This window comes from Cupriavidus necator, assembly GCF_013141915.1.
Taxonomy (GTDB): Bacteria; Pseudomonadota; Gammaproteobacteria; order Burkholderiales; family Burkholderiaceae; genus Cupriavidus; species Cupriavidus necator_B.
The window spans coordinates 166,827-193,693 of the sequence record NZ_SROX01000012.1 but is presented as its reverse complement, the minus strand read 5'-3'; the positions used below and the strand labels follow the sequence as shown (position 1 = coordinate 193,693).

Below are 26,867 nucleotides of genomic sequence, written 5' to 3'. Positions count from 1 at the left end.
ATGCCCAGCCGGCGGCAGGTGGCGGCCACGCGGCAGGCGATTTCACCGCGGTTGGCGATCAGGATCTTGTTGAACATGCCCCCTCCTCGTTATCCCATGGATGGGATCTTACGGCGGCGAGCCGTCCAGCGGGCACTTTCCTACCGCGTCATCCCGCGTAGCCCTCCGCGCGGATGTCGAGGCGGGCCAGCAGGGCGCGATCGCGGTCGGCCTGCGGGTTGCCGGTGGTCAGCAGCTTGTCGCCGTAGAAAATGGAATTGGCGCCCGCCATGAAGCACAGCGCCTGCAACGCTTCGTCCATGGCCTCGCGGCCGGCGGACAGGCGCACCATCGCTTGAGGCATGGTGATGCGGGCCACGGCGATGGTGCGCACGAACTCGAACGGGTCCAGCGCCTCGGTGCCCGCCAGCGGCGTGCCCTCGACCTGCACCAGGTTGTTGATGGGCACCGACTCGGGGTACGGGTCCATGTTGGCCAGCTGCGCGATCAGGCCGGCGCGCGCCTCGCGCGATTCGCCCATGCCGACGATGCCGCCGCAGCAGACGTTGATGCCGGCGTCGCGCACATGGCCGATGGTGTCGAGCCGGTCCTGGTAGGTACGCGTGGTGATGATCTTGCCGTAGAACTCGGGCGAGGTATCGAGGTTGTGGTTGTAGTAGTCCAGCCCCGCGTCCTTGAGCTGCTGCGCCTGCTCGGCCTTGAGCATGCCCAGCGTGACGCAGGTCTCCAGCCCCATCGCCTTGACCTCGCGCACCATGTCCATCACCGGCTCCAGGTGGCGGTCCTTGGGGCTGCGCCAGGCGGCGCCCATGCAGAAGCGCGTGGCGCCATTGGCCTTGGCCGCGCGCGCGGCGTCGAGCACTTCGTCCAGCGCCATCAGCTTCTCGGCCTTGACGCCGGCATCATGATGCGCGCTCTGCGGGCAGTAGCCGCAATCCTCTTCGCAGCCGCCGGTCTTGATCGACAGCAGTGTCGACAGCTGCACGGTATTGGCGTCGAAATGCTCGCGATGCACCTGCTGGGCGCGGAACAGCAGGTCGTTGAACGGCAGCGCGAACAGCGCGGCAACGTCGTCGACGCGCCATTTGGCATCGTCGGGCAAGGCATGCTGGCGCGCGGTCTGGCGCAGCGATTCGGCGGAGATGGTGGTAACGGTGTGGGCTTGGGTCATGGTCAGTCGAATTCTGTTTTCAGGCGGCGAGGCCAGCGGCCTCGGTCTGGTAGCGGGTGGCGGCGGCCAGCAGCGGCGCCAGGTCGAGCCGGTCCGCGGCATCGGCGGGTGCCAGTTGCCAGGGCAGCTCGCCGAGGCAGGGCGCGGCGAGCGACGCATGCAGCGTGGCGATGTTCTCGTCGGCCAGCAGCATGTCCGGGTCGACCCGGTTGGCGATCCAGCCGGCCAGCGGCAGGCCGCGCGCGCGGATGGCCTCGGCGCTCAGCACGGCGTGGTTCAGGCATCCGAGCCGGATGCCCACCACCAGCACCACCGGCACGCTCAGCATCACCGCGAGGTCGGCGGTGTTCCAGCGCACCGCGCCGGCGTCGAGCGGCACGTTGAAGCCGCCCACGCCCTCGACCACCACGGCGTCGGCCTGGCGGCGCAGCGCGTCGAAGGCGGCGCGGATGGGGGCCCGCGTGATGCGCACGCCTTCCTGTGCCGCGGCCAGGTGCGGCGAGCACGGCGTGCGCAGCAGGAACGGGCAGGTATGGCCGAGCGGCACCGTGACCGAGCTGGCGGCGCGCAGCTGCGCCACATCGTCGTTGTGCCAATGGCCGTCGCGCCATTCGCTGCCGCTGGCCACGGGCTTCATGCCCGCGGTGCGGTAGCCGGCGGCGCCGAGCGCATGCAGCAGCGCGGCGCTGGCGTGGGTCTTGCCGATGCCGGTATCGGTGCCCGTCACAAAGCAGGCAAAGGGCGCCCGGGTGCTCATGCGGCCTCCCGCTGCGCCACCGCGGCGCTCAGCGCATCGAGCAGGCGCCGCACGTCGGCTTCGGTGTGCGATGCCGACAGCGTGATGCGCAGCCGCGCGGTGCCCTCGGGCACGGTCGGCGGACGGATCGCGCCAACGCGGATGCCGTCGGCCTCCAGCATGGCCGACAGCGCCAGCGACGCGCCGTTGTCGCCGACGATCAGCGGCTGGACCGCGGTCTGGCTGTCGCCCAGGGTCCAGCCCGCGATCGCGGCCAGCTGGGCCAAGCCCTCGCGCAGCATGGCGATGCAGCGCGCCAGTTGCGCACGGCGTTGCCGGCCCTCCTCACCTTCGATGATGGCCAGGCTGGCCAGCAGCGCGTGCGCGACCGCCGGCGGCGCGGCCGTGGTGTAGATATACGGCCGCGCAGTGTTGACCAGGTGCTCGATGATGGCCTCGTGCGCAGCGACGAAGGCGCCCGCCACGCCGGCGGCCTTGCCGAGCGTGCCGATATAGATGAAGCGTTCGGACGACAGGCCCAGCGCTTCCAGCACGCCATGCCCCTGTTCGCCGAGCACGCCGAAGCCATGGGCATCGTCGACGATGATCCAGGCGTCATGACGCTCGGCCAGCGCCAGCAGCGCGCGCAACGGCGCCACATTGCCGTCCATGCTGAACACGCTGTCGGTAACGATCAGCTTGCGCTGGCTGGTGCTGGCCGCGAGCAGCGCTTCCAGCGCATCGGTGTCGCAATGCGGGTAGCGCTGCACGTCGGCGCGCGCCAGCCGTGCGCCGTCGATCAGCGAGGCATGATTGAGCGATTCGCAGAACAACGTCGCCCCGGCCGCGCCCAGTGCTGTCAGCACCGCCATATTGGCCATATAGCCGGTGCAGAAGTACAGCGTGCGCGCGTGCGCGATATGCGGCGCGAGCCAGCGTGCCAGCTCGGTCTCGAGCTGCGCGTGCGCGCGTGAATGGCCGCTGACCAGATGCGAGGCACCGCTGCCGGCGCCATAGCGCTGCGCGCCTTCCACCAGCGCGGCGATCACTTGCGGGTGGTTGGCGAGCCCCAGGTAGTCGTTGCTGCAGAAGGTCAGCAGCGATTCCGCCTCGGCCCCGTCCTCGCCCACGGCCTGATGCGGCGCGCATGCGGTGTGCGCGATGCGGCGGCGGCGCGTAAGGGCCTGGGCGTGGCGCTGTTCCGCGGCCTGCTTCAGTTGTTCAAGCAGCATGGCGCACCTCCTTGTCCGCAGCCACGGTCACGTGCGCGGTCACGTCGTCGAGCGTCGCCAGCAGCTGTTCGCCCAGCCAGTGCGCCTGCGCGGCGTCGAAGACGTAGGGCGGCATCACGTAGAGCGTATGGCCGATCGGGCGCACCAGCAGCTCGCGTGCGCGCGCGGCATGGTGGAAGCGCGCGGCAAAGTCGGCGCCGGCCACCTCGCCGCTTACGTCGGCGGCCCAGATCAGGCCGCGCTGGCGCACGTGCCGCACGCGCGCGTCGGCAGCCAGCGCGGCCATGCCGTCGGCCAGCCATTGCGCGCGCTCGCGGTTGCGCGCCAGCACCTGGTCCTGCGCGAACAGGTCCAGCGTGGCCAGGGCCGCGCGGCAGGCGAGCGGGTTGCCGGTGTACGAATGCGAATGCAGGAAGCTGCGCGCCAGCTCGTCGGCAACGAAGGCGCGCTGGATTTCGGGGCGCGACAACACCAGCGACAGCGGCAGGTAGCCGCCGCTGATGCCCTTGGACAGGCACAGGAAGTCAGGCCAGGCATGCGCGGGCAGCGGCGCCTCGGTGCCGCGCGACTGTTCCCACGCGAAGAAGGTGCCGGTGCGTCCGCAGCCCACCGCGATCTCGTCGGCGATCAGGTGGACGCGGTAGCGGTCGCACAACGCGCGCACGCCGTCGAGGTAGGACGGGTCATGCATCGCCATGCCGGCGGCGCCCTGCACCAGCGGCTCGACGATCAGCGCGGCAATGGCGCCGGCGCGCTCGCGCAGCAGCGCCTCGAGCTCCGCCAGCGCGCGCACCGCCACGTCGGCGGGCGACTCGCCGCGCGCAGCCTGGCGTGCATCGGGCGACATCACCACATGCGCGCGGCGGATCAGCGCATCGTAGGCATCGCGGAAGATCTCTACGTCGGTCACGGCGAGCGCGCCTACGGTTTCACCGTGGTAACCGTGGCGCAGGCAGACGAACTCGCGCTTGGCCGGCAGGCCGGTGTTGCGCCAGTAGTGGAAGCTCATCTTCAGCGCGATCTCGACCGCCGAGGCACCGTCCGAGGCGTAGAAGACGTTGCCCAGCGCGCCGCCGGTCAAAGCCGATAGGCGCTCGGCCAGCTCGACTGCCGGGGCGTGCGTGCAGCCGGCGAGCATCACGTGCTCGAGCGTCTCCAGCTGCATTGCCAGCGCCGCGTTGATGCGCGGATTGGCGTGGCCGAACAGGTTGACCCACCAGGAGCTGGTGGCGTCGAAATAGCGATGGCCGTCGGCATCGTGCAGCCACGGGCCTTCGCCGCGAACGATGGCCAGCGGCACGGCGTCGTCATCGGGACGCAGGCGCGTGCACGGGTGCCAGACGGCAGCGCGGCTGCGCTGGCCCAGCGCCGGCGCGCCGCTGGCTGGGAAATGGGACAGGTGGTCCAAGATAGCCCTCCTTGGTTGACCATCCGCGCGGTCGCCGCTGCCGGCGAGGCCGGGCAGTGCGACAGTGGCGGATCGGTTGGGGAGGGTCATGTTAGGAAGGTCTGCCGCGCCTTGGCAATGACTGCCGATTTTTCCGGTTAGCGTAGCGTTGTCTGGATTTGGCGAACGTTATACGCATGAAGCCAAGATTTTGGGGCTAGCGTGCTGCCATCTCCACGCAATCCCAGGGGGCCTTTATTTCCTGAATCGCTTTCACATGCCGCCGTGGAGCTCCCCTCTCCCGCTTGCGGGGGAAGGGAGCAACCAAACGGGGATGCCTTCTTCAAGCCGGCCGCCACGACGGCGTGCGCTTCTCCAGAAACGACTTCACCCCTTCGCGCCCTTCTTCCGACGCCCGGATCTTCGCGATGCGGTCGGCGGTATCGGCCAGCAGGTCGTTGTCGATGACGCGCCCGGCAATGTCCTGCACCAGCCGCTTGCTCTCGCGCACGGCGTTGGGGCTGTTGGCCACCAGCGCGGCCGTCAGTTCGGCCACCTTGGCGTCCAGCGCCTCGGCCGGCACCACCGCATGCAGCAGGCCCAGGCGCAGCGCCTCGGCCGCGTCGAAGCGCTCGGCGGTGATGAAGTAGCGGCGCGCGGCCTGTTCGCCCATGGCGCGGATCACATACGGGCTGATGGTGGCAGGCAGCAGCCCCAGGCGCGCCTCGGAGAGGCAGAAATGCGCGTGCTCGGCCGCCACCGCGATATCGCACGCGGCCACCAGGCCCATGCCGCCGGCGTAGGTGTCGCCCTGGATGCGCGCGATCACCGGGCGCGGGCACGACCAGATGGTGTGCAGCATCTGCGCCAGCGTCAGCGCATCGGCGCGGTTCTGGTCGTCGGAGTAGCCCGCCATCTTCTTCATCCAGTTCAGGTCGGCGCCGGCGCAGAAGGCCGGCCCGCTGCCGGCCAGCACGATGGCGCGCACTTCGTCCATGTCGCCCAGCGCGCGGAAGGCGCCGGTCAGCTCGGCGATCACGGTCTCGTTGAAGGCGTTGCGCACGTCGGGCCGGTTCAGCGTGACGGTGGCCACGTGGCTGGCGATATTGACGTTCAGGGCTGTGAATTCCATGGTTCGCTCCGTTGGCGGATAGTGATGGGGCGGCGTGCCTTCAGCTGCCGGTATCGAATGGCAGCCCGAGCGAGCGGAAGAAGTTGCCGACTTCCGGCAGCCACACGGGGATGCCTTCGCGCGCGCTGAACAGGCGGTGCGAGTCGGTGCCGAACTCGCCCACGTCGACCAGCCGCGCTTGCGCCGCCAGGCCGGTGGCGCGCGCCTTGAAGGCGTTGAACATGCGGCCGGGCAAGGGCACCGGCCAGTAACTGTCGTTCTCGCCATAGAACCACAGCGAGGGGTAGCGCGCCAGGCTGCCGTAGCTCGCAAACGCATCGACCAGGCGCGCTTCCCAGTCCGGGCAGTTCAGGTTGCGCAGCCCGCCGGCAAAGTTGACCACGCCCCGCACGCCCGGATAGGCGATGGTGCTGAACGCCATGGTGGTCAGCCCGCCGTGGGACTGGCCGATCACGACGATGCGCGCCATGTCGACATAGGGCTGCGTGGCCATGTAATCGAGCGTGGCGACGACGTCGTCGGCCTGCATCATGCCGTTGGTCTCGATGTCGCAACTGCCGCCCACATAGGCGCCGCCCGAGCGCGCAAAGCCCTGCCGCATCGGCAGCACCACCACGTAGCCGCGGCGCAGGAATTCCACGCTCTGCGCCGGAAAGCGCGCGCGCCCTTGCATGCCGGGCCGGCCCGGCGCCTTGCCGTGGTTGATCACCACCAGCGGGAACGGCCCGTCCCCGGCGGGCTTGAACACTGTGGCCTCCAGGTCGATGCGCGACGGGATCGCGGCCTTCGGCAGCATCACCACCTGCTCCTGGAAGCGCACGCGGGCCGCCGACTGGCCGTTGCCATTCGGCGTCTGCGCGTGCCCGCACAGCGGCGCCAGCACGGCAAGCAGCGTGACTAGGGCGAGGCGGCGAAGCAGGCGGGTGGCGCTGCGCATGGCGTGCAAGGTGGTGATGGCGTGCCCGGGACTACATGCGGAACACGCCGAACTTCATCTCGTCGATCGGCGCATTGAGGCTGGCCGACAGCCCTAGCCCGAGCACCGTGCGCGTCTGCGCGGGATCGATCACGCCGTCGTCCCACAGCCGCGCGCTGGCGTAGTACGGGTGGCCCTGGTGTTCGTACTGGTCGCGGATCGGCTGCTTGAACGCGTCTTCTTCCTGCGCGCTCCACTGGCCGCCCTTCGCTTCGATGCCGTCGCGGCGCACCGTTGCCAGCACGCTCGCGGCCTGCTCGCCGCCCATCACCGAGATGCGCGCGTTCGGCCACATCCACAGGAAGCGCGGCGAATACGCGCGCCCGCACATGCCGTAGTTGCCCGCGCCGAACGAGCCGCCAATGATCACCGTGAACTTGGGCACCTGCGCGGTCGCCACCGCGGTCACCATCTTGGCGCCGTTGCGCGCGATGCCTTCGTTCTCGTACTTGCGCCCCACCATGAAGCCGGTGATGTTCTGCAGGAACACCAGCGGGATCTTGCGCTGGCAGCACAGCTCGATGAAGTGCGCGCCCTTGAGCGCCGACTCCGAAAACAGGATGCCGTTGTTGGCGACGATCCCGACCGGATAGCCCCAGATCCGCGCGAAGCCGCACACCAGCGTGGTGCCGTAGCGCGCCTTGAACTCGTCGAACTCCGAACCGTCGACCAGCCGCGCGATCACCTCGCGCACGTCGTACGGCTTGCGCGTGTCGGTCGGGATCACGCCGTACAGCTCTTCCACCGGATAGAGCGGCTCGACCGGCGCGTGCAGGCGGATCTGGTCCGGCTTGCGGCGGTTCAGGTGCTGCACGATATTGCGCGCCAGCGAAAGCGCGTGGTGGTCGTTCTGCGCGAAGTAGTCGGCCACGCCCGACAGGCGGGTATGCACATCGGCGCCGCCGAGGTCTTCGGCGCTGACTTCCTCGCCGGTGGCCGCCTTCACCAGCGGCGGGCCGCCCAGGAAGATGGTGCCCTGGTTCTTGACGATGATCGACTCGTCGCTCATCGCCGGCACGTAGGCGCCGCCCGCGGTGCACGATCCCATCACCACCGCGATCTGCGGGATGCCGCGCTTGGACAGGTTGGCCTGGTTGTAGAAGATGCGGCCGAAGTGGTCGCGGTCGGGAAACACCTCGTCCTGGTTGGGCAGGTTGGCGCCGCCCGAATCGACCAGGTAGATGCACGGCAGGTGGTTCTCTTCGGCGATTTCCTGCGCGCGCACGTGCTTCTTGACCGTCATCGGGTAATACGTGCCGCCCTTGACGGTGGCGTCGTTGCAGACGATCACGCATTCCTGCCCGGCCACGCGGCCGATGCCGGTGATGATGCCGGCGCCGGGCGCGGCGTTTTCGTACATGTCGTACGCGGCCAGCTGCGACAGCTCCAGGAACGGCGTGCCGGGGTCCAGCAATTGCTGCACGCGCTCGCGCGGCAGCAGCTTGCCGCGCGACAGGTGCTTGGCGCGCGCGTCGGCGCCGCCGCCTTCGGCCAGCTTCGCGATCTTTGCTTTGAGGTCGGCCACCAGCGCGTGCATGGCCTCGGCATTGGCCTTGAAGGATTCGGAGCGGGCGTTGAGTTTGGTTTCGAGCGTAGGCATCTCGGAGTCTCTTGCTGCCAGATAGGGTTGTGCGCCGCGTGATGCCGTCCCGCCGCGGCCGGGCTCAGCCGGCGGACTTGGGCAACGGATGCCCGGGCATCAGGTCATAGGGATGCTTCCAGCCCGGCAGCGCGCGCATGCGCTCGGTCCAGGCGTGGATATGCGGATATTCCTTGCGCCAGTGCACGCCGATTTCGTCATCGAAGAAGACATAGCCCGCCAGCGAGAAGTCGGCGATGGTGGTGCGCTCGCCCAGCACGAAGTCGCGCGCGGCCAGGTGCGCGTCCAGCACGTGCCACGCGCCTTCGCAGCGCGCGCGGAAGAACTCCAGCACGGCCGGGTCGGGCGACCTGGCGAAGTTGCGCATGAAGCGGTAGGTGGCGGTGTACGAGGTGAACTTGTGGTTGTCGAACAGCAGCCAGCGCAGCACCTCGGCGCGCTCGGCTTCATTGCGCGGGCCGAACGCATCCAGGCGCGTCGCCAGCGTATCGAGGATGGCGCCGGACTGCGACAGGCGCTGGCCGCCGAACTCCAGCACCGGCACCTCGCCCATCACGTTGATGGCGCGGTATTCGGGGGTGCGGGTCTCGCCGTTGAAGAAATCGACGAAACGCGGCTGCCAGAGTGGCTGATGTGGCGGCTGGCCGCGCTGCACGGCAACCGTTTCCAGCAACTGCGCCACCTTGTAGGCATTGCCTGACTGGGCAAAGCAATACAGCAGGTACTCAGGCCCGTTCTGCTTTTCGATGCTCATGAAGTTTCCCCGATCATGTCGCCATCCACATATAGCCAGCGCGGCGCCTCGCCGGGCAGGCGCGGCTCGCACACAAAGCGGCTGCGCTCATGCAGCCGCAAGGCGCGCCCGCCCACCTTGTAGCGCGCCACGAATTCCACTTCGGCATGGGTGTCGTCCTGCTGCGCATGCGCCTTGACCGTCAGCCCCAGCCAGCGCGTCGCGGTGTCCGGCACCAGGTCGGCCGGACACGTCGATGCATGCCAGGTTTGCCGCAGCCAGTCCATGTCGTTCAGCACATAGGCGCTGTAGCGCGAGCGCATCAGCGCCTCGGCATTGGGCGGCAGCGCCTCGCCGCGGTGAAAGCGGCCACAGCAGGCGGCGTAGTCGGCGCTGCCGCACGGGCACGGCACCGGCCCGGCCTTGGGCAGGCGCTGCGACGCCATCGCCGCCTTTGCCGCCTTTGCCGCCTTTGCCGTCTTTGCCGCCTTCGCGCCCGTCATCCCACCAGCTCCGGCAGCTCGCGCATATCGGCGAAGATGGTGCGCGCGCCGGCCTCGCGCAGCTGCGCGGCATCGTTGCGCGCGGCGTAGCCGAACACCGTCATGCCGGCGGCCACGCCCGCGGTCACGCCGGTCGGGCTGTCTTCCACCACCGCGCAGCGCGCCGGCTCAACGCCCATGGTGCGCGCGGCCAGCAGGTACACGTCCGGTGCGGGCTTGCTGCGCGCCACCTCGGTCGCCGAGAAGATATGCTCGCGCGCATCTTGCTGGAACAGCTCGACCAGCCCGGTCTTGGTCAGCTGCAGCTTGACCTTGACGCGGTCCGCGCCCGAAGCCACGCACACCGGCATGCCGGTGGCGGCGACCGCGCGGATGGCCTCGCGCACATGCGCGACCGCGGCGACTTCTTCTTCCAGCACCGCGTTGCGGCGCGCCAGCCAGGTCGACAGCCAGTTCTCGGGCAGCGGCGCGCCGCGCATGCGTTCGATCATGTCCAGCTCCTCGCGCACCGCGCGGCCCAGGAACAGCCGCGTGGAGTCTTCCAGCGAGATCTCGATGCCGAGCTCGTTCAGCATCTGGTTGAGCACGCGGTTGACGATGGGTTCGCTGTCGACGAGCACGCCGTCGCAATCGAAGATGACACAATCGAAGCGGCCGGAATGGCCATGGTTTACTGCAGTCATGCGGGTTTCTTTTCCTTGGTGTCGAGATTGGGCACGGCCCGTAGCTCGGTCTGGCGGCGGCTCTTCAGGTGGGCCTCGACCTGGTCGAAGCGGTCGAAGCCCCAGAACGGCTCGCCATCGACGATGACGAAGGGCGAGCCGAACACGCCCTTGGCCATCGCCACCTCGATCTCGGCCTTAAGCTGGTCCTTGATCTGGTAGCTGGTGGCGCCGGCATCGAGCGCCTGCACGTCCACCCCCAGCGGCTCGGCCAGCTTCATGATTTCGGCCGGCTCGGCGATATTGATGTCGTCGACGAACAGCGCGCGGTACACCGACCGGGCGAAAGCCGCGGCCAGGTCGTCGCCGTGATGGTTCTGCAGCCACAGCATGGCGCGCGCCGCATGCGTGGTCGGCAGCGGGAAATGCGTGGGGCGCTTGTAGTCGATGCCGTGGAAGCGCGCGGTGCGCTCGAAGTCGCGCCAGGCGTAGTCGCCCTTGAGCGGCAGCTGCGGCAGCGGCGCCGCGCCGGTGGTCTTGAACACCACGCCCAGCAGGATCGGATGCCAGGCGACGTTGCGCCCGTACTTCTGCGCCAGGTCGTCGATACGGGTGCTGGCGAAGTAGCCGTACGGCGAAGAGAAATCAAAGTAGAAGTCGATCGCTGCGGTCATGTCGGGGCCCTATTCTTGTGGTGGCAGGTCGGGTGGCGGGAAGACGTGGCGCATGCGCGGCACGCCTGCTCATCGTACGCGCAAATGCCGGCGCTAGGCCAGCGCCCGCGCGATCAGGATCTTCTGGATGTCGCTGGTGCCCTCATAGATCTGGCACACGCGCACGTCGCGGTAGATGCGCTCCACCGGGAAGTCGCTGACATAGCCGTAGCCGCCGAACACCTGGATCGCGTCCGAGCACACCCGCTCGGCCATTTCGCTGGCGAAAAGCTTGGCCATGGCCGCTTCCTTCAGGCACGGGCGCCCGGCGTCGCGCAGCGTGGCGGCGTGCCACACCATCTGGCGCGCCACGTCGATGCGCGTGGCCATCTCGGCGAGCCGGAACTGCACCGCCTGGTGCTGGAACAGCGGCTGTCCGAAACTCTCGCGTTCCCTGGCGTAGGCCAGGGCCGCCTCGAACGCGGCGCGCGCCATGCCGATGCTCTGCGAGGCGATGCCGATGCGCCCGCCCTCCAGCCCCGACAGCGCCATCTTGTAGCCGCCGCCTTCGTCGCCGAGCAGGTTGGCGGCCGGGACCCGGCAGTCCTCGAACAGGATCTGCGCGGTGTCGGACGAATGCTGGCCGAGCTTGTCTTCAAGCCGTGCCACCACGTAGCCCGGTGTCGACGTCGGCACGATGAAGGCGCTGATGCCGCGCTTGCCGGCGGCCTTGTCGGTCACCGCCAGCACGATCGCCACATCGGCGTTCTGCCCGCTGGTGATGAACTGCTTGACGCCGTTGAGCACGTAGTGGTCGCCGTCGCGGACCGCGCTGGTGCGCAGTGCCGACGCGTCCGAGCCGACGTGCGGCTCGGTCAGGCAGAACGCGCCCAGCATCTCGCCGCGCGCCAGCGGCACCAGCCACTGCTGCTTCTGCGCCTCGCTGGCAAACGACATCAGCATGCTGCACACCGGGCAGTTGTTGACGCTGATGACGGTGGAGGTGCCGCCGTCGCCCGCCGCGATCTCTTCCAGGATCAGCGCCAGCGACAGGTAGTCGAGCCCGGCGCCGCCGTATTCCTCCGGCACCGCCACGCCATACGCGCCCAGCGCGGCCAGCTCGCGGTGCACGTCCTTGGGGAAGGTCTTGTCGCGGTCCCATTGCGCGGCCTGCGGCGCGATCACTTCCTGCGCGAACTGGCGCACGGCATCGCGGATCATTTCCTGTTCGGGGGTCAGCAGCATGTCGGTTCGGTGATCCAGTGTGCAGGCGCGCTACCAGGGGATGGGCGTGCCGTCGTAGTTGTGGAAGGTGCCGTTGTCGCGGCGCTTGACGCTGGCCAGCACCTGGCGCATGCCCCTGACGCTCTGCTGCACGGTCAGGTCGGCTTCCTGGCCGCCCATGTCGGTCTTGACCCAGCCCGGGTGCAGTGCGACGCAGGTGGCATGGCGCGCATCCAGCGACACCGCGCGCAGCGCCGCGTTGGCGCCGGCCTTGCTGACGCGGTACAGCCAGCTGGTGCTGTGCTCCATCGCGCCGATGCTGCCCATGCGCGACGACAGTACCGCCAGCACCCCGCCGTGGCCGGACTGCCCGGCCTCGACATAGGGCAGCAGCAACGGCAGCGCCATCATCGGCCCCAGCACATTGACATGCATGACGCGGTCGAACTCCGGCGGCGTGACCGGCTGCGCGCTGTCGCTGCGCGGGCCCATCACGCCGGCGTTGTAGACCGCTACGTCAAGCGCCTCGCCGTCGAGCTTCCAGCCCAGGCCGGCCACCGCGCCGGCATCGGCGAGGTCGGCCTGGTGCGCTTCGGCGCCGAGCGCCTGCAGCGCGCCCACGCCCTCGGGCGTGCGCGCCGCCGCGATGACGCGCCAGCCGTCGGCACGGTACTGGCGCACGAATTCAAGTCCGATGCCACGCGAGGCACCGAGGATGAGAGCGGTTGGCAAGGGTGGGCCTCCTTTTGTCGAAGACCCGTGCGATACGCTCGCCGGGCCACAAGTTCAGCAAACTGCCTCGGTCTGGCTCCCTCTCCCGCTTGCGGGAGAGGGTTGGGGAGAGGGCCGGCGTTGCCACGAAGTGAAGCGTGCCGTGCCTGGCGCGCGCCTGCCCTCTTCCCTGGCCCCTCTCCCGCACGCGGGAGAGGGGAGAAAACAAGCGGGAGGCAAGGCGTCAGACGATCTCGATCCCCACCGCCGTCGCCTCGCCGCCGCCGATGCACAGGCTGGCCACGCCGCGCTTGCCGCCGGTCTTGCGCAGCGCGCCGATCAGCGTGGTCATGATGCGCGCGCCCGAGGCGCCGATCGGGTGTCCCAGCGCGCAGGCGCCGCCGTGGATATTGACCTTGTCGCGCGGGATCTTGAGGTCGTGCATCGCCGCCATCGGCACCACGGCGAAGGCCTCGTTGATCTCGAACAGGTCGACGCTGTCGGTGGTCCAGTCCAGTTTGCGGTACAGCTTGGCGATGGCCTCGACCGGCGCGGTGGTGAACCACCCCGGCGCCTGCGCGTGCGTGGTGTGGCCCAGCATGCGGGCGATCGGCTGCAGGCCCAGCGCCTTTGCGGTGGAGGCGCGCATCATCACCAGCGCCGCGGCGCCGTCGTTGATCGACGACGACGAGGCGGCGGTGATGGTGCCGTCCTTGGCAAAGGCGGGCTTGAGCGACGGGATCTTGTCGAGCTTGATGCGGCGCGGGCCTTCGTCGGTGTCGATCACCGTGTCGCCGCCCTTGCCCGACACCGTCACCGGCGCGATCTCCCAGCGGAAGTCGCCGTTCTCGGTGGCCTGCTGCGCGCGCCGCACGCTTTCCATCGCGAACTCGTCCTGCTGCTGGCGCGTGAAGCCGTACTTGGCAGCGCAGTCTTCGCCGAAGGTGCCCATGGCGCGGCCCTTGTCGTACGCGTCTTCCAGGCCGTCCAGCATCATGTGGTCGTAGATCATGCCGTGGCCGATGCGGTAGCCGCCGCGGCCCTTCGGGATCAGGTACGGCGCGTTGGTCATGCTCTCCATGCCGCCGGCGACCGCGATCTCGAACGAGCCGGCGATCAGGCCGTCATAGACGGTCATCGCCGCGCGCATGCCCGAGCCGCACATCTTGTTGACGGTGGTGCAGCCCGTGGCCAGCGGCAAGCCTGCGCCGAGCGCGGCCTGGCGTGCCGGCGCCTGGCCCTGGCCGGCCGGCAGCACGCAGCCGAACACCACTTCCTCCACCTGATCCGGCTTCAGGCCGGCGCGTTCGACCGCCGCGCGGATGGCCGCGGCGCCCAGTTGCGGCGCGGTGACGCTGGCGAATTCGCTTTGGAACGCAGCCATCGGCGTGCGCGCTGCTGAAACGATGACGATCTCTTCCATGTCGGGTCTCCTGGATCGGTAGGTATGCGTAAGGGGTGCCGGAACGGGCTAGCGGATCGACGCCTGCGGCGGCTCGCCGTACTGGCGGTAGGCCGCGGCCAGCTGTTCGTGCAGCTCGTCGTTGTTGCTGGCGGCCATGCCGAGGTCGCGCAGCAGGCCGTCGGACACGCCGTAGATCCAGCCGTGCACGGTGATGGCCTGGCCGCGGTCCCAGGCGTCCTGGATCACGGTGGTCTGGCAGATGTTGTTGACCTGCTCGATCACGTTGAGCTCGCACAGCCGGGTGTGGGCGTCTTCCTCGCGCAGGATGGTGCCGAGGTAGGACTCGTGCTTGTCGGCCACGTCGCGCACATGGCGCAGCCAGTTGTCGGCCAGGCCGATGCGCTCGCGCTTGAGCGCGACCTTGACGCCGCCGCAGCCGTAGTGGCCCACCACGGTGATATGGCGCACCTTGAGCACTTCTACCGCGAACTGGATCACGGACAGCGCGTTCAGGTCGCTGTGCGCGATCACGTTGGCAATGTTGCGGTGGACGAACACCTCGCCCGGGGCCAGACCCAGGATCTGGTTGGCCGGCACGCGCGAATCGGAACAGCCGATCCACAGGTACTCCGGCGCCTGCTGGTTGGCCAGGCGGGTGAAGAACGCCGGATCTTCCGCATTGACGCGGTCGACCCAGTCGCGGTTGTTGCGGAACAGCTGGGCGATAGCGTCATTCATGCGACTCTCCTTGCAGGACCGGGATCGGGCTGTTTATCTGGCTGTTGATCGGACTGTTCGGCGGCAGCGCCGTAGCGGTGTATGAATCGCTCTGAAGCGTGATAGGCAAAGAAGTCATGGACATGTCCGGCCAGCAGCCGGTCCTTGTGGCTCTGCCACATGGCAGGGTCAAAAAAATCCGCGTGGTGACGCAGGAACGCCGCGCGCACGCGCGGGTCGCCTAGCAGGAAAGTGCGGAAGGTCTCGGGAAAGATGTCGTGCGGACGCACGGTGTACCAGACCTCGCCCGACATCTCCTCTTCCTCGTTGCGCGGCTGCGGCACGTGGCGGATGTTGCAGTCGGTCAGGTACTCGATCTCGTCGTAGTCGTAGAACACCACGCGCCCGTGGCGCGTGACGCCGAAGTTCTTGTACAGCATGTCGCCCGGGAAGATGTTGGCGGCCATCAGTTCCTTGATGGCATTGCCATATTCCAGCACGCCATGCTCGACCTGCTCGTCGGAACCCTCCTGCAGGTAGATGTTCAGCGGCGTCATGCGGCGCTCGATATAGACATGGCGCACCACGATCTCTTCGCCGCCGTCCTTGGCGCGCTGGTATTCGATCATCGAGGGCGCGTGCTGCTCGAACTCGCGCACCAGCGCCTCGTCGAAGCGCGACAGCGGAAAGGCCACGTCGGAGTATTCCAGCGTATCGGCCATGCGGCCGACGCGATCGTGCTGCTTGACCAGCTGGTACTTCGACTTGACCAGCTCGCGCGTGGTTTCCTTCGGTGCCGGAATAAAATCGCGGATCACCTTGAACACGTACGGGTACGACGGCAGCGTGAACACCAGCATCACCAGCCCGCGGATGCCGGGCGCGATGATGAAGCGGTCCGACGAATGCTGCAGGTGGTGCAGGAAATCCCGGTAGAACAGGTTCTTGCCCTGCTTCTGCAAGCCCAGCGAGGTGTAGATTTCCGCGCGCGGCTTGCGCGGCATGATGTCGCGCAGGAAGGTCACGTAGGCCGACGGGATTTCCATGTCGACCATGAAATAGGAGTGCGTGAACGAGAACAGGATCAGCAGCTGTTCCTTCTTCAGCAGCACCGTGTCGAGCATCAGCTTGCCGCCCGGGCCATGCAGGATCGGGATCGCCAGCGGGAAGGTGCGGTCGCCGTTGACGATGCGGCCGATGATGAAGGCGGCCTTGTTGCGGAAGAACAGCGACGACAGCGTATGGACCTGGAAATTCGGCGCGATGCGCAGGTCGCCGAAATGCTCGCTGACGGCGCGCACCACGTAGCCGATGTCGCGCTGCAGGTCTTCGAACGGGCGTTCGAGCTGGAAGTTGTGGACGATGCGCTCGAAGCACGCGGCCATGCCTTCGCGGCTGCCCGGGTAGTACGCGCGGAAGGTCGGGCGCGTGGGCGATTCTTCGTTCTCGATGTACTCGGTCGAGATCGCCGGGCGCACGAAGATGAAATCGTTGTTGAAGTACGAGCGGTGCAGGATGCGCGTGCACACCGAGTTGAAGAAGGTCTCGGCCAGCTCGGGCTGGTGGTGGTTGGTCAGCAGCCCGATGTAGTGCAGCTTGATCTGCTGCCAGATCTCGTCGTCGATGTTCTCGGCGTCGTACTCGTCTTCCAGGATCACGCTCGACTCGCGCACGCGCTCGTTATAGAAGGCGATGCGGTCGCGCTGGATCTGCTGCAGCCCGTGCCAGTCTCCGGCCTCGAATTTCAGCTTGGCCTGGTGGCTGACCTCGCGGAACAGGCGGTAGTGCTTGTCGAACCCGTCGAGCATGGTTCTCGCCACATCGTAGGCAATCTGCGAGGAGAGCAGTTTGGGGAAGTGGGACATGGGTCGACGGGGGCCTGGAGGCAGTACAGCGTGAGGATGTTGTAACGGGTATTGAGATTGTAATGGGGTTCGGGCGGGGGCTCCGGGTGATTTCGGCGCCCCGCCTGGTCGCCGGCGCTGCCGCTTACATGGTTTCGGCGAACAGTTCGCGGCCGATCAGCATGCGGCGGATCTCCGAGGTGCCGGCGCCGATCTCGTACAGCTTGGCATCGCGCCACAGGCGGCCGGCCGGGTATTCGTTGATATAGCCATTGCCGCCCAGGATCTGCACGGTCTCGCCCGCCATCCAGGTGGCCTTTTCCGCCGTGTACAGGATCACCGCGGCGCAGTCCTTGCGCACCTGGCGCACATGGTCGCTGCCGAGCGCGTCGAGGTTCTTGCCGACCGTGTACAGGTAGCTGCGCGCCGCCTGCAGCGTGGTGTACATGTCGGCCACCTTGCCCTGGATCAGCTGGAATTCGCCGATGCTCTGGCCGAACTGCTTGCGGTCGTGGATATACGGCGTGACCACATCCATGCAGGCCTGCATGATGCCGACCGGGCCGCCCGACAGCACCGCGCGCTCGTAGTCCAGGCCGCTCATCAGCACCCTGGCGCCGCCGTTCTCGGCGCCGAGGATGTTCTCGGCGGGGACTTCCACGTCCTCGAACACCAGTTCGCCGGTGTGCGAGCCGCGCATGCCGAGCTTGTCGAGCTTCTGCGCCACCGAGAAGCCCTTCATGCCCTTCTCGACGATAAACGCGGTCATGCCGCGCGCGCCCAGTTCGGGCTCGGTCTTGGCGTAGACCACCAGCACGTCGCAGTCCGGGCCGTTGGTAATCCACATCTTGGTGCCGTTCAGCACGTAGCGGTCGCCCTTCAGTTCGGCGCGCAGCTTCATGCTGACCACGTCGGAGCCGGCGTTGGGCTCGCTCATCGCCAGTGCGCCGATCCACTCGCCCGAGACCAGTTTGGGCAGGTACCTTGCCTTCTGCGCCGGCGTGCCGTTGCGGTGGATCTGGTTCACGCACAGGTTGGAATGCGCGCCGTACGACAGCCCGACCGAGGCCGAGGCGCGGCTGATTTCCTCCATCGCGATCATGTGGGCCAGGTAGCCCATGTTGGCGCCGCCGTATTCCTCGGCCACGGTGATGCCGAGCACGCCGAGGTCGCCCATCTTCTTCCAGGCGTCCATCGGGAACTGGTCGGTGCGGTCGATCTCGCCCGCGCGCGGTGCCAGTTCGGCCTGGGCCCAGTCGCGCACGGAATTGCGCAGCATCTCGATGTCTTCGCCCAGATCGAATTTCAGGCCTGGCAGTTCAGTCATGGTGGTCTCCTGTAGGAATCGGTGTGTGTCGCGTTTTTTCCGGGGTTGCCGGATCAATGGGTTCAGACGTGGCCGAGTGTCTTGACCACGCACAGCGTCATCAGCATGGTCGCCACCTGCTTGCGGCGGCGGTCCTGCTCGACGTAGACATCGCCCTGCGCCACGATCAGCGTGCGCCCGGGCTTGAGCACCCGCCCCACCGCCACCAGGCGTTCGCCCTGGGCCGGGGACAGCAGGTTGATCTTGTATTCGGCGGTCAGGCCCGCCTCATCCTCGCCCACCAGCGTCAGCGCGGCATAGCCGCAGGCGCTGTCGGCCAGCGCGCCCACCACGCCGCCGTGGAAAAAGCCGTGCTGCTGGGTCACGCCCTCGGACCAAGGCATCGCCAGCTCGACCTCGCCGCGCGCGACGCGCTGCAGCGTGGCGCCAAAGGTGTTCATCAGCCCCTGCCGCGAAAAACTCGTGGCAATGGCGTCGGCCCGCGCGGCGGACAGCGGTTCCGGTTCAGCGGGCACGGCACTGGCAATGGAGGCGGTCATGACTGGTTCCGGTATCGGGGGCCTGGATGGCGGGCAGCGGAACGGCGCGCCATCCCGGTTATTCTATTTACGTTTACGTAAACGTCAATCCCAAGCGGCCCGCATTTCGGGGAAAGTGGCGCGTGCTCTACGTGGATTGGCCCGGCGCGTTGTCGCCGTCCGCAGCCTGCGTCAGCGTGCCGCTCTGTGCCGCCAGCAAGGCCTTGCACTGACGCTCGTGCTGGTCAATTTCGGCCAGCTGCGCCTGCAGGTCTTCCATTTGCCGCTCCAGCGTGCGGCGGTGCGCGGCGAGCGCGTGCAGGAAGCGATCCAGTTGCGGCGCGGTGTCGCGGGGTGATTCATAGAGATCAAGGATTTCTCGGATCTCGTTGAGAGTAAGCCCTAACCTCTTGCCGCGCAGAGTCAGTTTCAGCCGGGTCCGCTCGCGGCCGTTGTAGACGCGCTTGCGGCCGCCCGGGCCTTCGCGTTCCGGTGACAGCAGGCCCTGGTCCTCGTAAAAGCGGATAGCCCGCGGCGTCACATCGAATTCGCGTGCGAGGTCGGTAATGGTGTAGGTGGCGGAAGCCGCCGCTGGCGTTGCTGACATGGCCTGCCTGAAGAAAGTGAACGGTCGTTCGTTGCGAAGTCAAGTTTTCGCTTAAGATGGAAACGAACCCGTATGGTTGACGTTTACGTTAGCGTCAACCCGATCGGCTGGCAACCGGTGCTTGCACGCCCCCACGCACGAGCCGGGACGTGCCGGCAGAACGAGAAAGCCCGCGCCCCGCCGCCAGGCTTCGACCCACGAGACTCCTCATGAACGCACTCGAACATCAGCTCCAATATCCGTTCGGCGACACCATGCCCGCGCCCGGCGCCAAGCAGGAAGTCGCCCCCGGCGTCTACTGGCTGCGCATGCCGCTGCCGTTCGCACTCGACCATATCAATCTGTGGCTGCTGCGCGACCGCCTGGACGGACGCGACGGCTGGACCATCATTGACTGCGGCATCACCAACGATGTCATCAAGGGTCACTGGGAAACCATCTTCGCCAATGAGCTGGAAGGCTTGCCGGTGGTGCGCGTGCTGGTCACGCACAGCCATCCGGACCATGTCGGGCTGGCACACTGGCTGTGCCGGCGCTTCGGCGTGCGGCTGTGGATGAGCCTGGGCGACTACATGAGCGCGCGCGTGATGGGCAGCGGCACCGGTGCCGGCTCCAGCGCGGGCGGCGACGCCGCCGCCGCGCATTTCGCGCTGCATGGCCTGACTGATGCCGACAGCCAGGAGAAGCTGCGCGCGCGCAAGACCTATTACCCGTCGCTGGTGCCGGACCTGCCGGCGCAGTACCGCCGCCTGATGGAGGGCGAGACGGTGCGCATCGGCACCGAGCCAGCCACCTCGTCCTGGCGCGTGATTACCGGCTTCGGCCATTCGCCCGAGCACGTGGCGCTGTATAACGCGGCCACCAACGTGCTGATCTCCGGCGACATGGTGCTGCCGCGCATCTCGACCAATGTCAGCGTGTTCGACATGGAGCCGGAGGGCAATTCGCTGCAGCTCTACCTGGATTCGCTCGGCAAGTACGAGCCGCTGCCGCAAGACGTGCTGATCCTGCCGTCGCACGGCCGCCCCTTCCGCAACCTGCATACCCGCATCACGCAGCTGCGCGAGCACCATGCCGACCGTCTCGCCGAAACGCTCGAAGCGTGCCGCGAGAAGGCCTGCAGCGCCCACGACATCGTCAGCGTGATCTTCAAGCGCCAGTTCGACATCCACCAGATGACCTTCGCCATGGGCGAGTCGCTGGCCCATCTGCACTGCCTGTGGCACCGCGGCGAGCTGGTGCGCGACACCGGCGACGACGGCGTGATCCGCTTCCGCGCCGCCTGAGCTGCCTCAGTTGGCGGCTGCCAGCGCCGCCAGGTAGCGCACCCCGTCGACGGCGCGGCTGCCGTACCAGGACAGCATCTCGCCGTCGACCAGCAGCACCGGCTTGCCGAGCTGGCGCTCGAGCGCATCGGCGTGGTCTTCGGTAAAGCGGTAGGGCTCGGTCGACAGCAGCACCAGGTCAAGCTCGCGCACCAGCGCGTCGCTCCAGCGGAAGGTGGGATAGCGCTCGCCGGGCGCATTGGGCCGGCTGCAGTCGCCTCCCGCGCAGGCCTGCAGGTCGTTGCCGCCAGGCCAGGTCCGCCAGTTGGCCAGCGCCAGCATGCGACTGATATAGGTGTCGCGCGACACCGTCATCCACGGGTCTTGCCAGATCGCGTACAGCACGCGGCGTGCCGGCCATGGCCGCACGCGGATCGCATCCAGCTGCAGCTGCAGCGCCGTGCACAGCGCCTCGGCCTCGGCATGGCAGCCGAAGATGCCGCCCAGCAGCCGGTACAGCCCGAAATTGTCCTCCGGCGCGCACGGATGGGTGACGATCACGTTGGGCACGAAGCTGCGGATCTCGTCCACCGTCTCGCGCCGGTTCTCGTCGATATTGACCACCACGTGCGTGGGCGCCAGCTGGCGCAGGCGCGCTACGTTCACGTCCTTGGTGCCGCCCACCTTGGGCAGCGCGCGCACGGCCGGTTCCGGGTGGATGCAGAAGCCGGTGCGCGCCACCATCTGCCGCGCCATCCCGAGCGCGAACAGCAACTCGGTCACCGACGGCACCAGCGAGGCGATCCGCACCACGCCAGTGGCGGCGGCATGCTGCTGGCCGATGGCGTCGCGCCACATGGTCAGGGCTCCAGGGGCGGCTCTGCACTGCGCGGGTCGGCACGGCGCGGCTTGCGCGGCGCGCCCGCGGCGAGCGCGTCGTACAGCCAGCGCGGCATCACGTGCAGCAGCGCCGCCACCACGCCCATCGGCCACGGGATCACGCGGAAGCGCCGGCCCGCCGCGATCACGCGCACGGCCTTGCGCGCGAAAACGTCGGCATCGGTCAGGAACGGCATGCGGTACGGGTTGTGCGCGGTCATCGGCGTGCGGATATAGCCCGGCGCGATCGTGACCACGCCGATGCCGTGCCGGCGCTGCTCCAGCCGCAGGCTTTCCAGCAGCTTGATCACCGCCGACTTGGAAGCGCTGTAGGCCCCCGCGCCCGGCAGCCCGCGCACGCCGGCGACGCTGGCAATGCCCACCAGCGTGCCGCGCCGGCCGAAATGGCCGGGCTCGCGCGCCTGCATTGCGTGCAGGAAGGGCTGGAAGGTGGTCAGCACGCCGAACCAGTTGGTGTCCATGACCTGGCGGAACGCGTCCAGGTCCTCGCGCTCGCTCGCCACCGTGCCAACCGAAACGCCGGCATTGGCGATCACCACATCGGGACAGCCGAAATGGCCGAGAAAGTCCTCCGCTGCGCGCGCCATCGCGTCGGCATCGCGCACGTCGGCGCCATAGACCCGCACCGCGCCCGGGTTGGGCAACGTTGCCACGAACTCGCGCAGCGCTTCCTCGCGGCGGGCGACCAGGCCGAGGATGGCGCCCTGCGCGGCGTATTCGCGCGCGAGCGCCTGGCCCAGGCCGCTGGAGGCACCGGTGAGAAAGACTTTGAGGGGGCGCATGAAAGCGAAGGCAGTGGGAAATGAAAAACGGCTGGTACAGGATACCAGCCGTTTGGCTTGCCACAGGCGTTTGACATACTGCCTGGGTACTCCCTCTCCCGCTCGCGGGAGAGTGGAGCAAACCCTCAACCAGTCAAAGCTTCTTCGCCTTCACCTGCTCCACCAGGTAATCCATGGTCTGGATCGCACCCTGCTTGTTGCCGGCGATGGAAGGCGAGGTCACGTACTTGCCCTGCACCACCACGGTCGGCACGCCGTCAACCTTGTAGGCGTCGGCGATCTTGTTGGCGCGCTGCGAATTGGTCGTCACCGTGAACGAGTTGTATGCGTCCAGGAAGGCCTTGCGGTCGACGCCGTTCTTGGCCATGAAATCGGCAATCTCGTTGGGGTCGGTCAGGCGCTTGCGGTCCACGTGGATCGCGTTGAAGACCTTGGTGTGCATGGCGTCGAGCTTGCCGATGGCTTCCAGCGCGTAGAAGATCTTGGTGTGCGGCAGCAGGTCGTCGCGGAAGGCGACCGGCACGCGCTTGAACACCACATTGCCGCCCTGCTTCTTGACCCAGGCCTCCAGGTCCGGCTCGAAGTCGTAGCAGTGCGGGCAGCCATACCAGAAGAACTCGGTTACCTCGATCTTGCCCGCCGCGACCGGCTGGGGCGTCTTCAGGACCTGGTACTCCTTGCCTTCGGTGGGTGCCGCCTGGGACGGGGCGGACATCAGCAGGCCGCCCACGGCGGCAAACATGGCGAACAGTGCGGCGAGTTTTTTCATCTTGGAACGGCCTTGCGGTTTGGACGATGAGCGTATGACAGCGGCGGTGGCACCCGGTTCATCGAAGTGCCCGCCGCGCCTGGCGGGAACGTGTTGCTGCGGTGTTGCGGCGGTTACCGGAAATTAAGCGGCTCGCCTACTGCTTGGTGAAGCGGATCACCGAGGCCTCGAAGCCGGACGACTGCAACCGGTCGCGTGCCTTGTTCATGTCTTCGATGCGGTTGAACGGCCCCAGGCGCACCCGGTACATCTTGACCCCATTGACGTCGCGCTCGGTGATGCGGGCCTCGAAGCCCTGCATCGCCAGGTTGGCCTTCTGGCGGTCGGCGTCGTCCGACGAGCGGAACGCGCCCACCTGCAACAGGTAGCCCACCTTGTGGGCGTCGGCCTGGGCGATTTCGGCAATCGGGTCGGACACCGGCTTTTCGGCCGGCTTGCTCGCGAGCGGCTTGTCAGCCGGCTTTTCCACTGGCTTTTCCACCGGACGGTCCAGCGGCTTCTCCGCCGGGCGGGTGGCCGCCACCGGCGGCTGGCCGTTCTGCCGGGGCTCCGGCTCCGGCGCCGGGCCCACCGGCTTGGCCGGGGTCTTGCTCCACAGCGGCTTGTTCGGATCGCTCGGCCCCTCGTCGGCGCGCTGGGCCGGTGCCGGCAGCTGGCTGGTGACGTTGCCGGGCTCGCTCGGCCGCGGGGCGTTCTTCTGCTGGAACGGAGTCGGCGACTTGGTGATGTACAGGGCGACCACCACGGCGATGGCCAGCCCGACGATCAGCCCGAGCACCAGGCCCAGGAACGTACCGCCGCGTTGCTGGCTGCGGCGAACATTGCGCGAAGCGCGCTTGCGTTGCTGTTGCATGAAGTCCTCTTCGGTGATGCCGGGATTATAGAGCCAGTGCCGCCGCCGGCCGCACCGGATCGTCCCCGGGGCCAGCTGGCCCCGTGCGTCGCCCGGCGGCCCGGACCGGGCGCCGGCAGCCTGCTTACATGCGACGCGGGGCGGACACCCCGATCACCGCCAGGCCGTTGCGCAGCACCTGGCGCGTGGCCGCCAGCAGCGCCAGGCGCGCGCGCTTGACGGCTTCGTCGTCGACCAGCACGCGGTCGGCATTGTAGAAGGCGTGGAAGTCGCCGGCCAGGTCGCGCAGGTAGAACGCCACCGCGTGCGGCGCCAGTTCGGCCGCGGCGGCCGACAGCATGTCCGGGAACTCGGCCAGGCGACGTCCCAGCGCCTGCGCCTGCGCGCTGGCTTCGGCGCCGGTCACGGCGGACAGGTCGGCGCCGGCCAGCTCGGCCAGCCGGGCTTCCCAGTCCGCGCCGCCCCACGACTCGAAGATCGAGCAGATGCGGGCATGGGCATACTGGACGTAGTACACCGGGTTCTCGTCGTTCTGCTTGAGTGCAAGGTCGACGTCGAACACGAATTCGGTATCGGCCTTGCGCGACAGCAGGAAGAAGCGCACCGCATCGCGGCCGCGGGTGAAGTGCGCGGGCCAGTCGGCCACGCCGGCGTCCAGGCAGCCGCGGATGGTTTCATCGCCGCCGTTGGACCATTCGATCAGGTCGCGCACGGTAACGTAGGAGCCGGCGCGCTTGGAGATCTTGACCTCCTCGCCGTTCTTCATCACGGTCACCATCTTGTGCAGCACGTAGTCGGGGTAGCCCTGCGGGATGCCCATGTCCAGGCCCTGCAGGCCGGCGCGCACGCGCGCGATGGTGCCGTGGTGGTCGCTGCCCTGCACGTTGATGACCTTGGTGAAGCCGCGCTCCCACTTGGTGGTGTGGTAGGCCACGTCCGGCACGAAGTACGTATAGGTGCCGTCGCTCTTCTTCATCACGCGGTCCTTGTCGTCGCCGTCGTCGGTGGTGCGCAGCCACAGCGCGCCCTCGCTCTCGTAGGTCTTGCCCTTCCCGATCAGCGACTGCACCGCGGCGTCGACGCGGCCGTCGCTGTACAGCGACGACTCCAGGTAATAGCGGTCGAACTTGACGCCGAAGGCCTGCAGGTCGATGTCCTGCTCGTTGCGCAGGTAGGTCACGGCAAACTTGCGGATCGAGTCGATGTCTTCGACGTTGCCCGACGCGGTTACCGGCTCGCCGTCCGAAGCGCTGACGGTCTTGCCGGCGAGGAAGTCGGCGGCGATATCGGCGATGTAGTCGCCGTTGTAGGCGGCCTCGGGCCAGCTGGCATCGCCCGGCTTCAGGCCGCGCGCGCGCGCCTGCACCGACAGCGCCAGGGTCTGGATCTGCACGCCGGCGTCGTTGTAGTAGAACTCGCGGTGCACGTGCCAGCCCTGCCACGACAGCAGGTTGGCGAGCGCGTCGCCCAGCGCCGCCTGGCGGCCGTGGCCGACGTGCAGCGGACCGGTCGGGTTGGCCGAGACGAATTCGACCAGCACCTGGCCGTGCACGCCGCGCTCGCGCGCGCCGTAGTGGTCGCCCTCGGCCAGCACCGCGCGCAGCACGTCGGCCTTGGCGGCCGGGGTCAGGCGCAGGTTGATGAAGCCGGGGCCGGCGATCTCCATGGCCGCGACCAGGCCTTGCGCGCGCGCATCGGCCTTAACCGCGGCGACAATGCGCTGCGCCAGCTCGCGCGGATTGCTCTTGAGCGCGCGCGCGACCTGCATGGCGACATTGCAGGCCAGGTCGCCATGGGCGGCCGCCTTGGGCCGCTCGAAGGTGACGGCGGGCAAGGCGGCATCGGCCGGGGCGAGTGCGCGCACGGCATCGGTGAACGCGGCGGCAAGATTGGAGGTCTGAACAGGCAGCATGGATGTCGGAAGCCCTGTGGGCTGGTATTCAGGCGCGGTCCCTGCGGGCCGCGCCGGGTGCCTGGACTACGGCAAGTGACGGCGGATCAACGCCGCGCCGCGTGACAGGCATGGGAATCGGGAACGCGCAATTTTATCAGGTGCTATGCTGACATCATGCCCAAGGACGGCCACGGACCACAATCCGGTCCGGCGGCCGCCCCACACCGTGCCCGCACCGGCGCGGCATCCCGCCCCGGGGACGCCGCCCACCGCATCTCCGTGAAAGGAAAAACCATCATGCTGATCACCTTCAAATCCCACGCCGCGCAGGACCTGATCATGATGAAGGATCTGGCCGTGACGCTGCTGGGCATCATCGGCAAGCATCTCGGGGAACGGGGGGTGATCACCGTCGAAGAACTGCCGCACGCGATCCACAGGCTCGAAGCGGCCGTGGCCGATGCGCGCCGCGCGCATCCGGCCGACGCCGCCGTCGAGGCCCGCCCCGACGCCGACGAGCAAGAGGAAGAACCGCTGCATCTGGGCCAGCGGGCCTATCCGTTCCTCGACATGCTGCGCGCTTCGCAGCGCGAAGGGGCCAATGTGCTGTGGGGGGTCTGAGCCGTCCCGGCCGGGCGCCGCGCGAGGCGGCGCCGGTCGAGCGCTGGCGGATAAAAAAACACCCGGCACCCCAATTGGGGCCGGGCTTCCGGACGAGGGTTCCGGAAAGGGGGGAATTCTGGCGCAGCCGCCTGGCCAACCAGGCGGTGCGCAGCAGGGCTGGGGTTCTAGCCCGAGCGGCTATTCCTCATCGGCATGGTGCCGGCCACTAGCCAGCAGCAGCCCGATCACCGCGCCGACCGCCGCGGCCAGCGCCACCGCCTTCAACGGGGACTCGGCCACGCGGTGCTGGGCCTGCACCACCGCACCATCCACACGCTCGCGCGCGCGCATCATGCCGTCAGTGGTCTGGGCGCGCAGGCGATGCGCCATGTCGCTGGCGCGTTCACGCAAGCGCTGGCCGGCTTGCAGGCTCTCGGCAGAGCCCTCCCGTGCCAGCACCTGGATGGTGTGCTCGAGTTGCGAAATCAGCGACTTGACTTCGCTCGAGACCGGCGCCGCTGCCTCGCGCGTATCGCGCGCAGCGTGCTTGATATGGCGAATCGCACTGTCGGCACTGTCGGACAGGTGGTTCAGTTCCTTCCGGACTTTGGGGTTCTGCGTCAGCATACGGTCTCCTCAGGTTCGGTCGGCGAGGGGGTGAAG

General features: G+C 68.0%; 28 protein-coding genes. 2 read left to right on the top strand and 26 right to left on the bottom strand.

Translation table 11 applies throughout. The annotated features are described in order from the left end of the window. From E5S69_RS32985 to E5S69_RS21475, 20 genes are all read right to left on the bottom strand, one after another. Window positions 1–77, bottom strand: a 77-nt coding sequence (locus E5S69_RS32985; protein ID WP_171516668.1) for a biotin carboxylase N-terminal domain-containing protein, incomplete at its 3' end; no start/stop codon positions are given. Window positions 78–148: 71 nt separating this feature from the next. Then, window positions 149–1,171 (bottom strand): biotin synthase BioB, encoded by a 1,023-nt coding sequence (gene bioB, locus E5S69_RS21565; protein ID WP_171516658.1) that lies wholly within the window; start codon window positions 1,169–1,171, stop codon window positions 149–151. Window positions 1,172–1,190: 19 nt separating this feature from the next. Next, entirely contained in the window at window positions 1,191–1,928 is a 738-nt protein-coding gene (gene bioD, locus E5S69_RS21560) for a dethiobiotin synthase (RefSeq protein ID WP_171516657.1), read from the bottom strand. Continuing rightward, window positions 1,925–3,139 carry an 8-amino-7-oxononanoate synthase gene (gene bioF / locus E5S69_RS21555; protein ID WP_171516656.1) on the bottom strand — a complete coding sequence of 405 codons (1,215 nt, stop codon included), beginning with the start codon at window positions 3,137–3,139 and terminating at the stop codon, window positions 1,925–1,927. The genes bioD and bioF overlap by 4 nt, the downstream gene beginning before the upstream one ends. Next, complete coding sequence (gene bioA, locus E5S69_RS21550) at window positions 3,129–4,547, bottom strand: adenosylmethionine--8-amino-7-oxononanoate transaminase (protein ID WP_171516655.1); 1,419 nt, start codon at window positions 4,545–4,547, stop codon at window positions 3,129–3,131. Before bioA ends, bioF begins: the two co-directional genes overlap by 11 nt. A 322-nt stretch (window positions 4,548–4,869) precedes the next feature. Then, window positions 4,870–5,658: an enoyl-CoA hydratase/isomerase family protein gene (locus tag E5S69_RS21545; protein WP_171516654.1), complete on the bottom strand. Its 789-nt coding sequence runs from the start codon at window positions 5,656–5,658 to the stop codon at window positions 4,870–4,872. Window positions 5,659–5,698: 40 nt separating this feature from the next. Continuing rightward, entirely contained in the window at window positions 5,699–6,595 is an 897-nt protein-coding gene (locus E5S69_RS21540) for a dienelactone hydrolase family protein (protein WP_171516653.1), read from the bottom strand. A gap of 31 nt (window positions 6,596–6,626) precedes the next feature. Beyond that, a complete protein-coding gene (locus E5S69_RS21535; RefSeq protein ID WP_171516652.1) occupies window positions 6,627–8,234 on the bottom strand; it encodes a carboxyl transferase domain-containing protein in 1,608 nt (535 codons plus the stop codon). Window positions 8,235–8,298: 64 nt separating this feature from the next. Continuing rightward, the gene (locus E5S69_RS21530) at window positions 8,299–8,988 is read right to left on the bottom strand and encodes a glutathione S-transferase family protein (protein WP_171516651.1); all 690 of its coding nucleotides are present in this window, start codon (window positions 8,986–8,988) and stop codon (window positions 8,299–8,301) included. Beyond that, on the bottom strand, window positions 8,985–9,413 hold the full coding sequence (locus E5S69_RS21525; protein ID WP_171516667.1) for a YchJ family protein: 429 nt from the start codon (window positions 9,411–9,413) through the stop codon (window positions 8,985–8,987). The genes E5S69_RS21530 and E5S69_RS21525 overlap by 4 nt, the downstream gene beginning before the upstream one ends. A gap of 53 nt (window positions 9,414–9,466) precedes the next feature. Then, window positions 9,467–10,153: an HAD family hydrolase gene (locus E5S69_RS21520; protein WP_171516650.1), complete on the bottom strand. Its 687-nt coding sequence runs from the start codon at window positions 10,151–10,153 to the stop codon at window positions 9,467–9,469. Beyond that, complete coding sequence (locus E5S69_RS21515; RefSeq protein WP_171516649.1) at window positions 10,150–10,806, bottom strand: 2-hydroxychromene-2-carboxylate isomerase; 657 nt, start codon at window positions 10,804–10,806, stop codon at window positions 10,150–10,152. Before E5S69_RS21515 ends, E5S69_RS21520 begins: the two co-directional genes overlap by 4 nt. Window positions 10,807–10,899: 93 nt before the next feature. Further along, window positions 10,900–12,030: an acyl-CoA dehydrogenase family protein gene (locus E5S69_RS21510; RefSeq protein ID WP_171516648.1), complete on the bottom strand. Its 1,131-nt coding sequence runs from the start codon at window positions 12,028–12,030 to the stop codon at window positions 10,900–10,902. 30 nt (window positions 12,031–12,060) lie between these two features. After that, the gene (locus tag E5S69_RS21505) at window positions 12,061–12,741 is read right to left on the bottom strand and encodes an SDR family oxidoreductase (protein ID WP_171516647.1); all 681 of its coding nucleotides are present in this window, start codon (window positions 12,739–12,741) and stop codon (window positions 12,061–12,063) included. Window positions 12,742–12,964: 223 nt separating this feature from the next. Then, window positions 12,965–14,143, bottom strand: coding sequence for an acetyl-CoA C-acetyltransferase (locus E5S69_RS21500; RefSeq protein WP_171516646.1), 1,179 nt, complete (start codon window positions 14,141–14,143; stop codon window positions 12,965–12,967). Window positions 14,144–14,191: 48 nt separating this feature from the next. Next, the gene (can, locus tag E5S69_RS21495) at window positions 14,192–14,863 is read right to left on the bottom strand and encodes a carbonate dehydratase (protein ID WP_171516645.1); all 672 of its coding nucleotides are present in this window, start codon (window positions 14,861–14,863) and stop codon (window positions 14,192–14,194) included. Continuing rightward, on the bottom strand, window positions 14,860–16,707 hold the full coding sequence (gene aceK, locus E5S69_RS21490) for a bifunctional isocitrate dehydrogenase kinase/phosphatase (protein WP_171516644.1): 1,848 nt from the start codon (window positions 16,705–16,707) through the stop codon (window positions 14,860–14,862). Before aceK ends, can begins: the two co-directional genes overlap by 4 nt. 124 nt (window positions 16,708–16,831) lie before the next feature. After that, the gene (locus E5S69_RS21485; RefSeq protein WP_171516643.1) at window positions 16,832–18,013 is read right to left on the bottom strand and encodes an isovaleryl-CoA dehydrogenase; all 1,182 of its coding nucleotides are present in this window, start codon (window positions 18,011–18,013) and stop codon (window positions 16,832–16,834) included. A gap of 62 nt (window positions 18,014–18,075) precedes the next feature. Next, on the bottom strand, window positions 18,076–18,552 hold the full coding sequence (locus tag E5S69_RS21480; RefSeq protein ID WP_171516642.1) for a PaaI family thioesterase: 477 nt from the start codon (window positions 18,550–18,552) through the stop codon (window positions 18,076–18,078). Window positions 18,553–18,679: 127 nt separating this feature from the next. Next, window positions 18,680–19,138 carry a MerR family transcriptional regulator gene (locus E5S69_RS21475; RefSeq protein ID WP_171516641.1) on the bottom strand — a complete coding sequence of 153 codons (459 nt, stop codon included), beginning with the start codon at window positions 19,136–19,138 and terminating at the stop codon, window positions 18,680–18,682. 209 nt (window positions 19,139–19,347) lie between these two features. On the opposite strand from E5S69_RS21475, the gene E5S69_RS21470 reads away from it, so the two are divergent. After that, window positions 19,348–20,424, top strand: a complete 1,077-nt coding sequence (locus E5S69_RS21470) for an MBL fold metallo-hydrolase (RefSeq protein ID WP_171516640.1) — start codon at window positions 19,348–19,350, stop codon at window positions 20,422–20,424. 6 nt (window positions 20,425–20,430) lie between these two features. On the opposite strand, the gene E5S69_RS21465 is transcribed toward E5S69_RS21470, so the two are convergent. The 5 genes from E5S69_RS21465 to argS form a co-directional block, all read right to left on the bottom strand. After that, complete coding sequence (locus E5S69_RS21465; protein ID WP_171516639.1) at window positions 20,431–21,261, bottom strand: helical backbone metal receptor; 831 nt, start codon at window positions 21,259–21,261, stop codon at window positions 20,431–20,433. A 2-nt stretch (window positions 21,262–21,263) separates the two neighbouring features. Then, entirely contained in the window at window positions 21,264–22,085 is an 822-nt protein-coding gene (locus tag E5S69_RS21460; protein ID WP_171516638.1) for an SDR family oxidoreductase, read from the bottom strand. Between the two features lie 133 nt (window positions 22,086–22,218). Continuing rightward, window positions 22,219–22,854: a thiol:disulfide interchange protein DsbA/DsbL gene (locus E5S69_RS21455; protein ID WP_171516637.1), complete on the bottom strand. Its 636-nt coding sequence runs from the start codon at window positions 22,852–22,854 to the stop codon at window positions 22,219–22,221. A 136-nt stretch (window positions 22,855–22,990) separates the two neighbouring features. Next, window positions 22,991–23,707 (bottom strand): SPOR domain-containing protein, encoded by a 717-nt coding sequence (locus E5S69_RS21450; protein ID WP_171516636.1) that lies wholly within the window; start codon window positions 23,705–23,707, stop codon window positions 22,991–22,993. A 124-nt stretch (window positions 23,708–23,831) separates the two neighbouring features. Beyond that, a complete protein-coding gene (gene argS / locus E5S69_RS21445) occupies window positions 23,832–25,619 on the bottom strand; it encodes an arginine--tRNA ligase (protein ID WP_171516635.1) in 1,788 nt (595 codons plus the stop codon). A gap of 279 nt (window positions 25,620–25,898) precedes the next feature. Here argS and E5S69_RS21440 point away from each other — a divergent pair, with 279 nt between their 5' ends. Then, a complete protein-coding gene (locus E5S69_RS21440) occupies window positions 25,899–26,222 on the top strand; it encodes a DUF1840 domain-containing protein (protein WP_171516634.1) in 324 nt (107 codons plus the stop codon). A gap of 180 nt (window positions 26,223–26,402) precedes the next feature. On the opposite strand, the gene E5S69_RS21435 is transcribed toward E5S69_RS21440, so the two are convergent. After that, window positions 26,403–26,831 (bottom strand): DUF883 family protein, encoded by a 429-nt coding sequence (locus E5S69_RS21435; protein ID WP_171516633.1) that lies wholly within the window; start codon window positions 26,829–26,831, stop codon window positions 26,403–26,405. Window positions 26,832–26,867 lie beyond the last annotated feature (36 nt).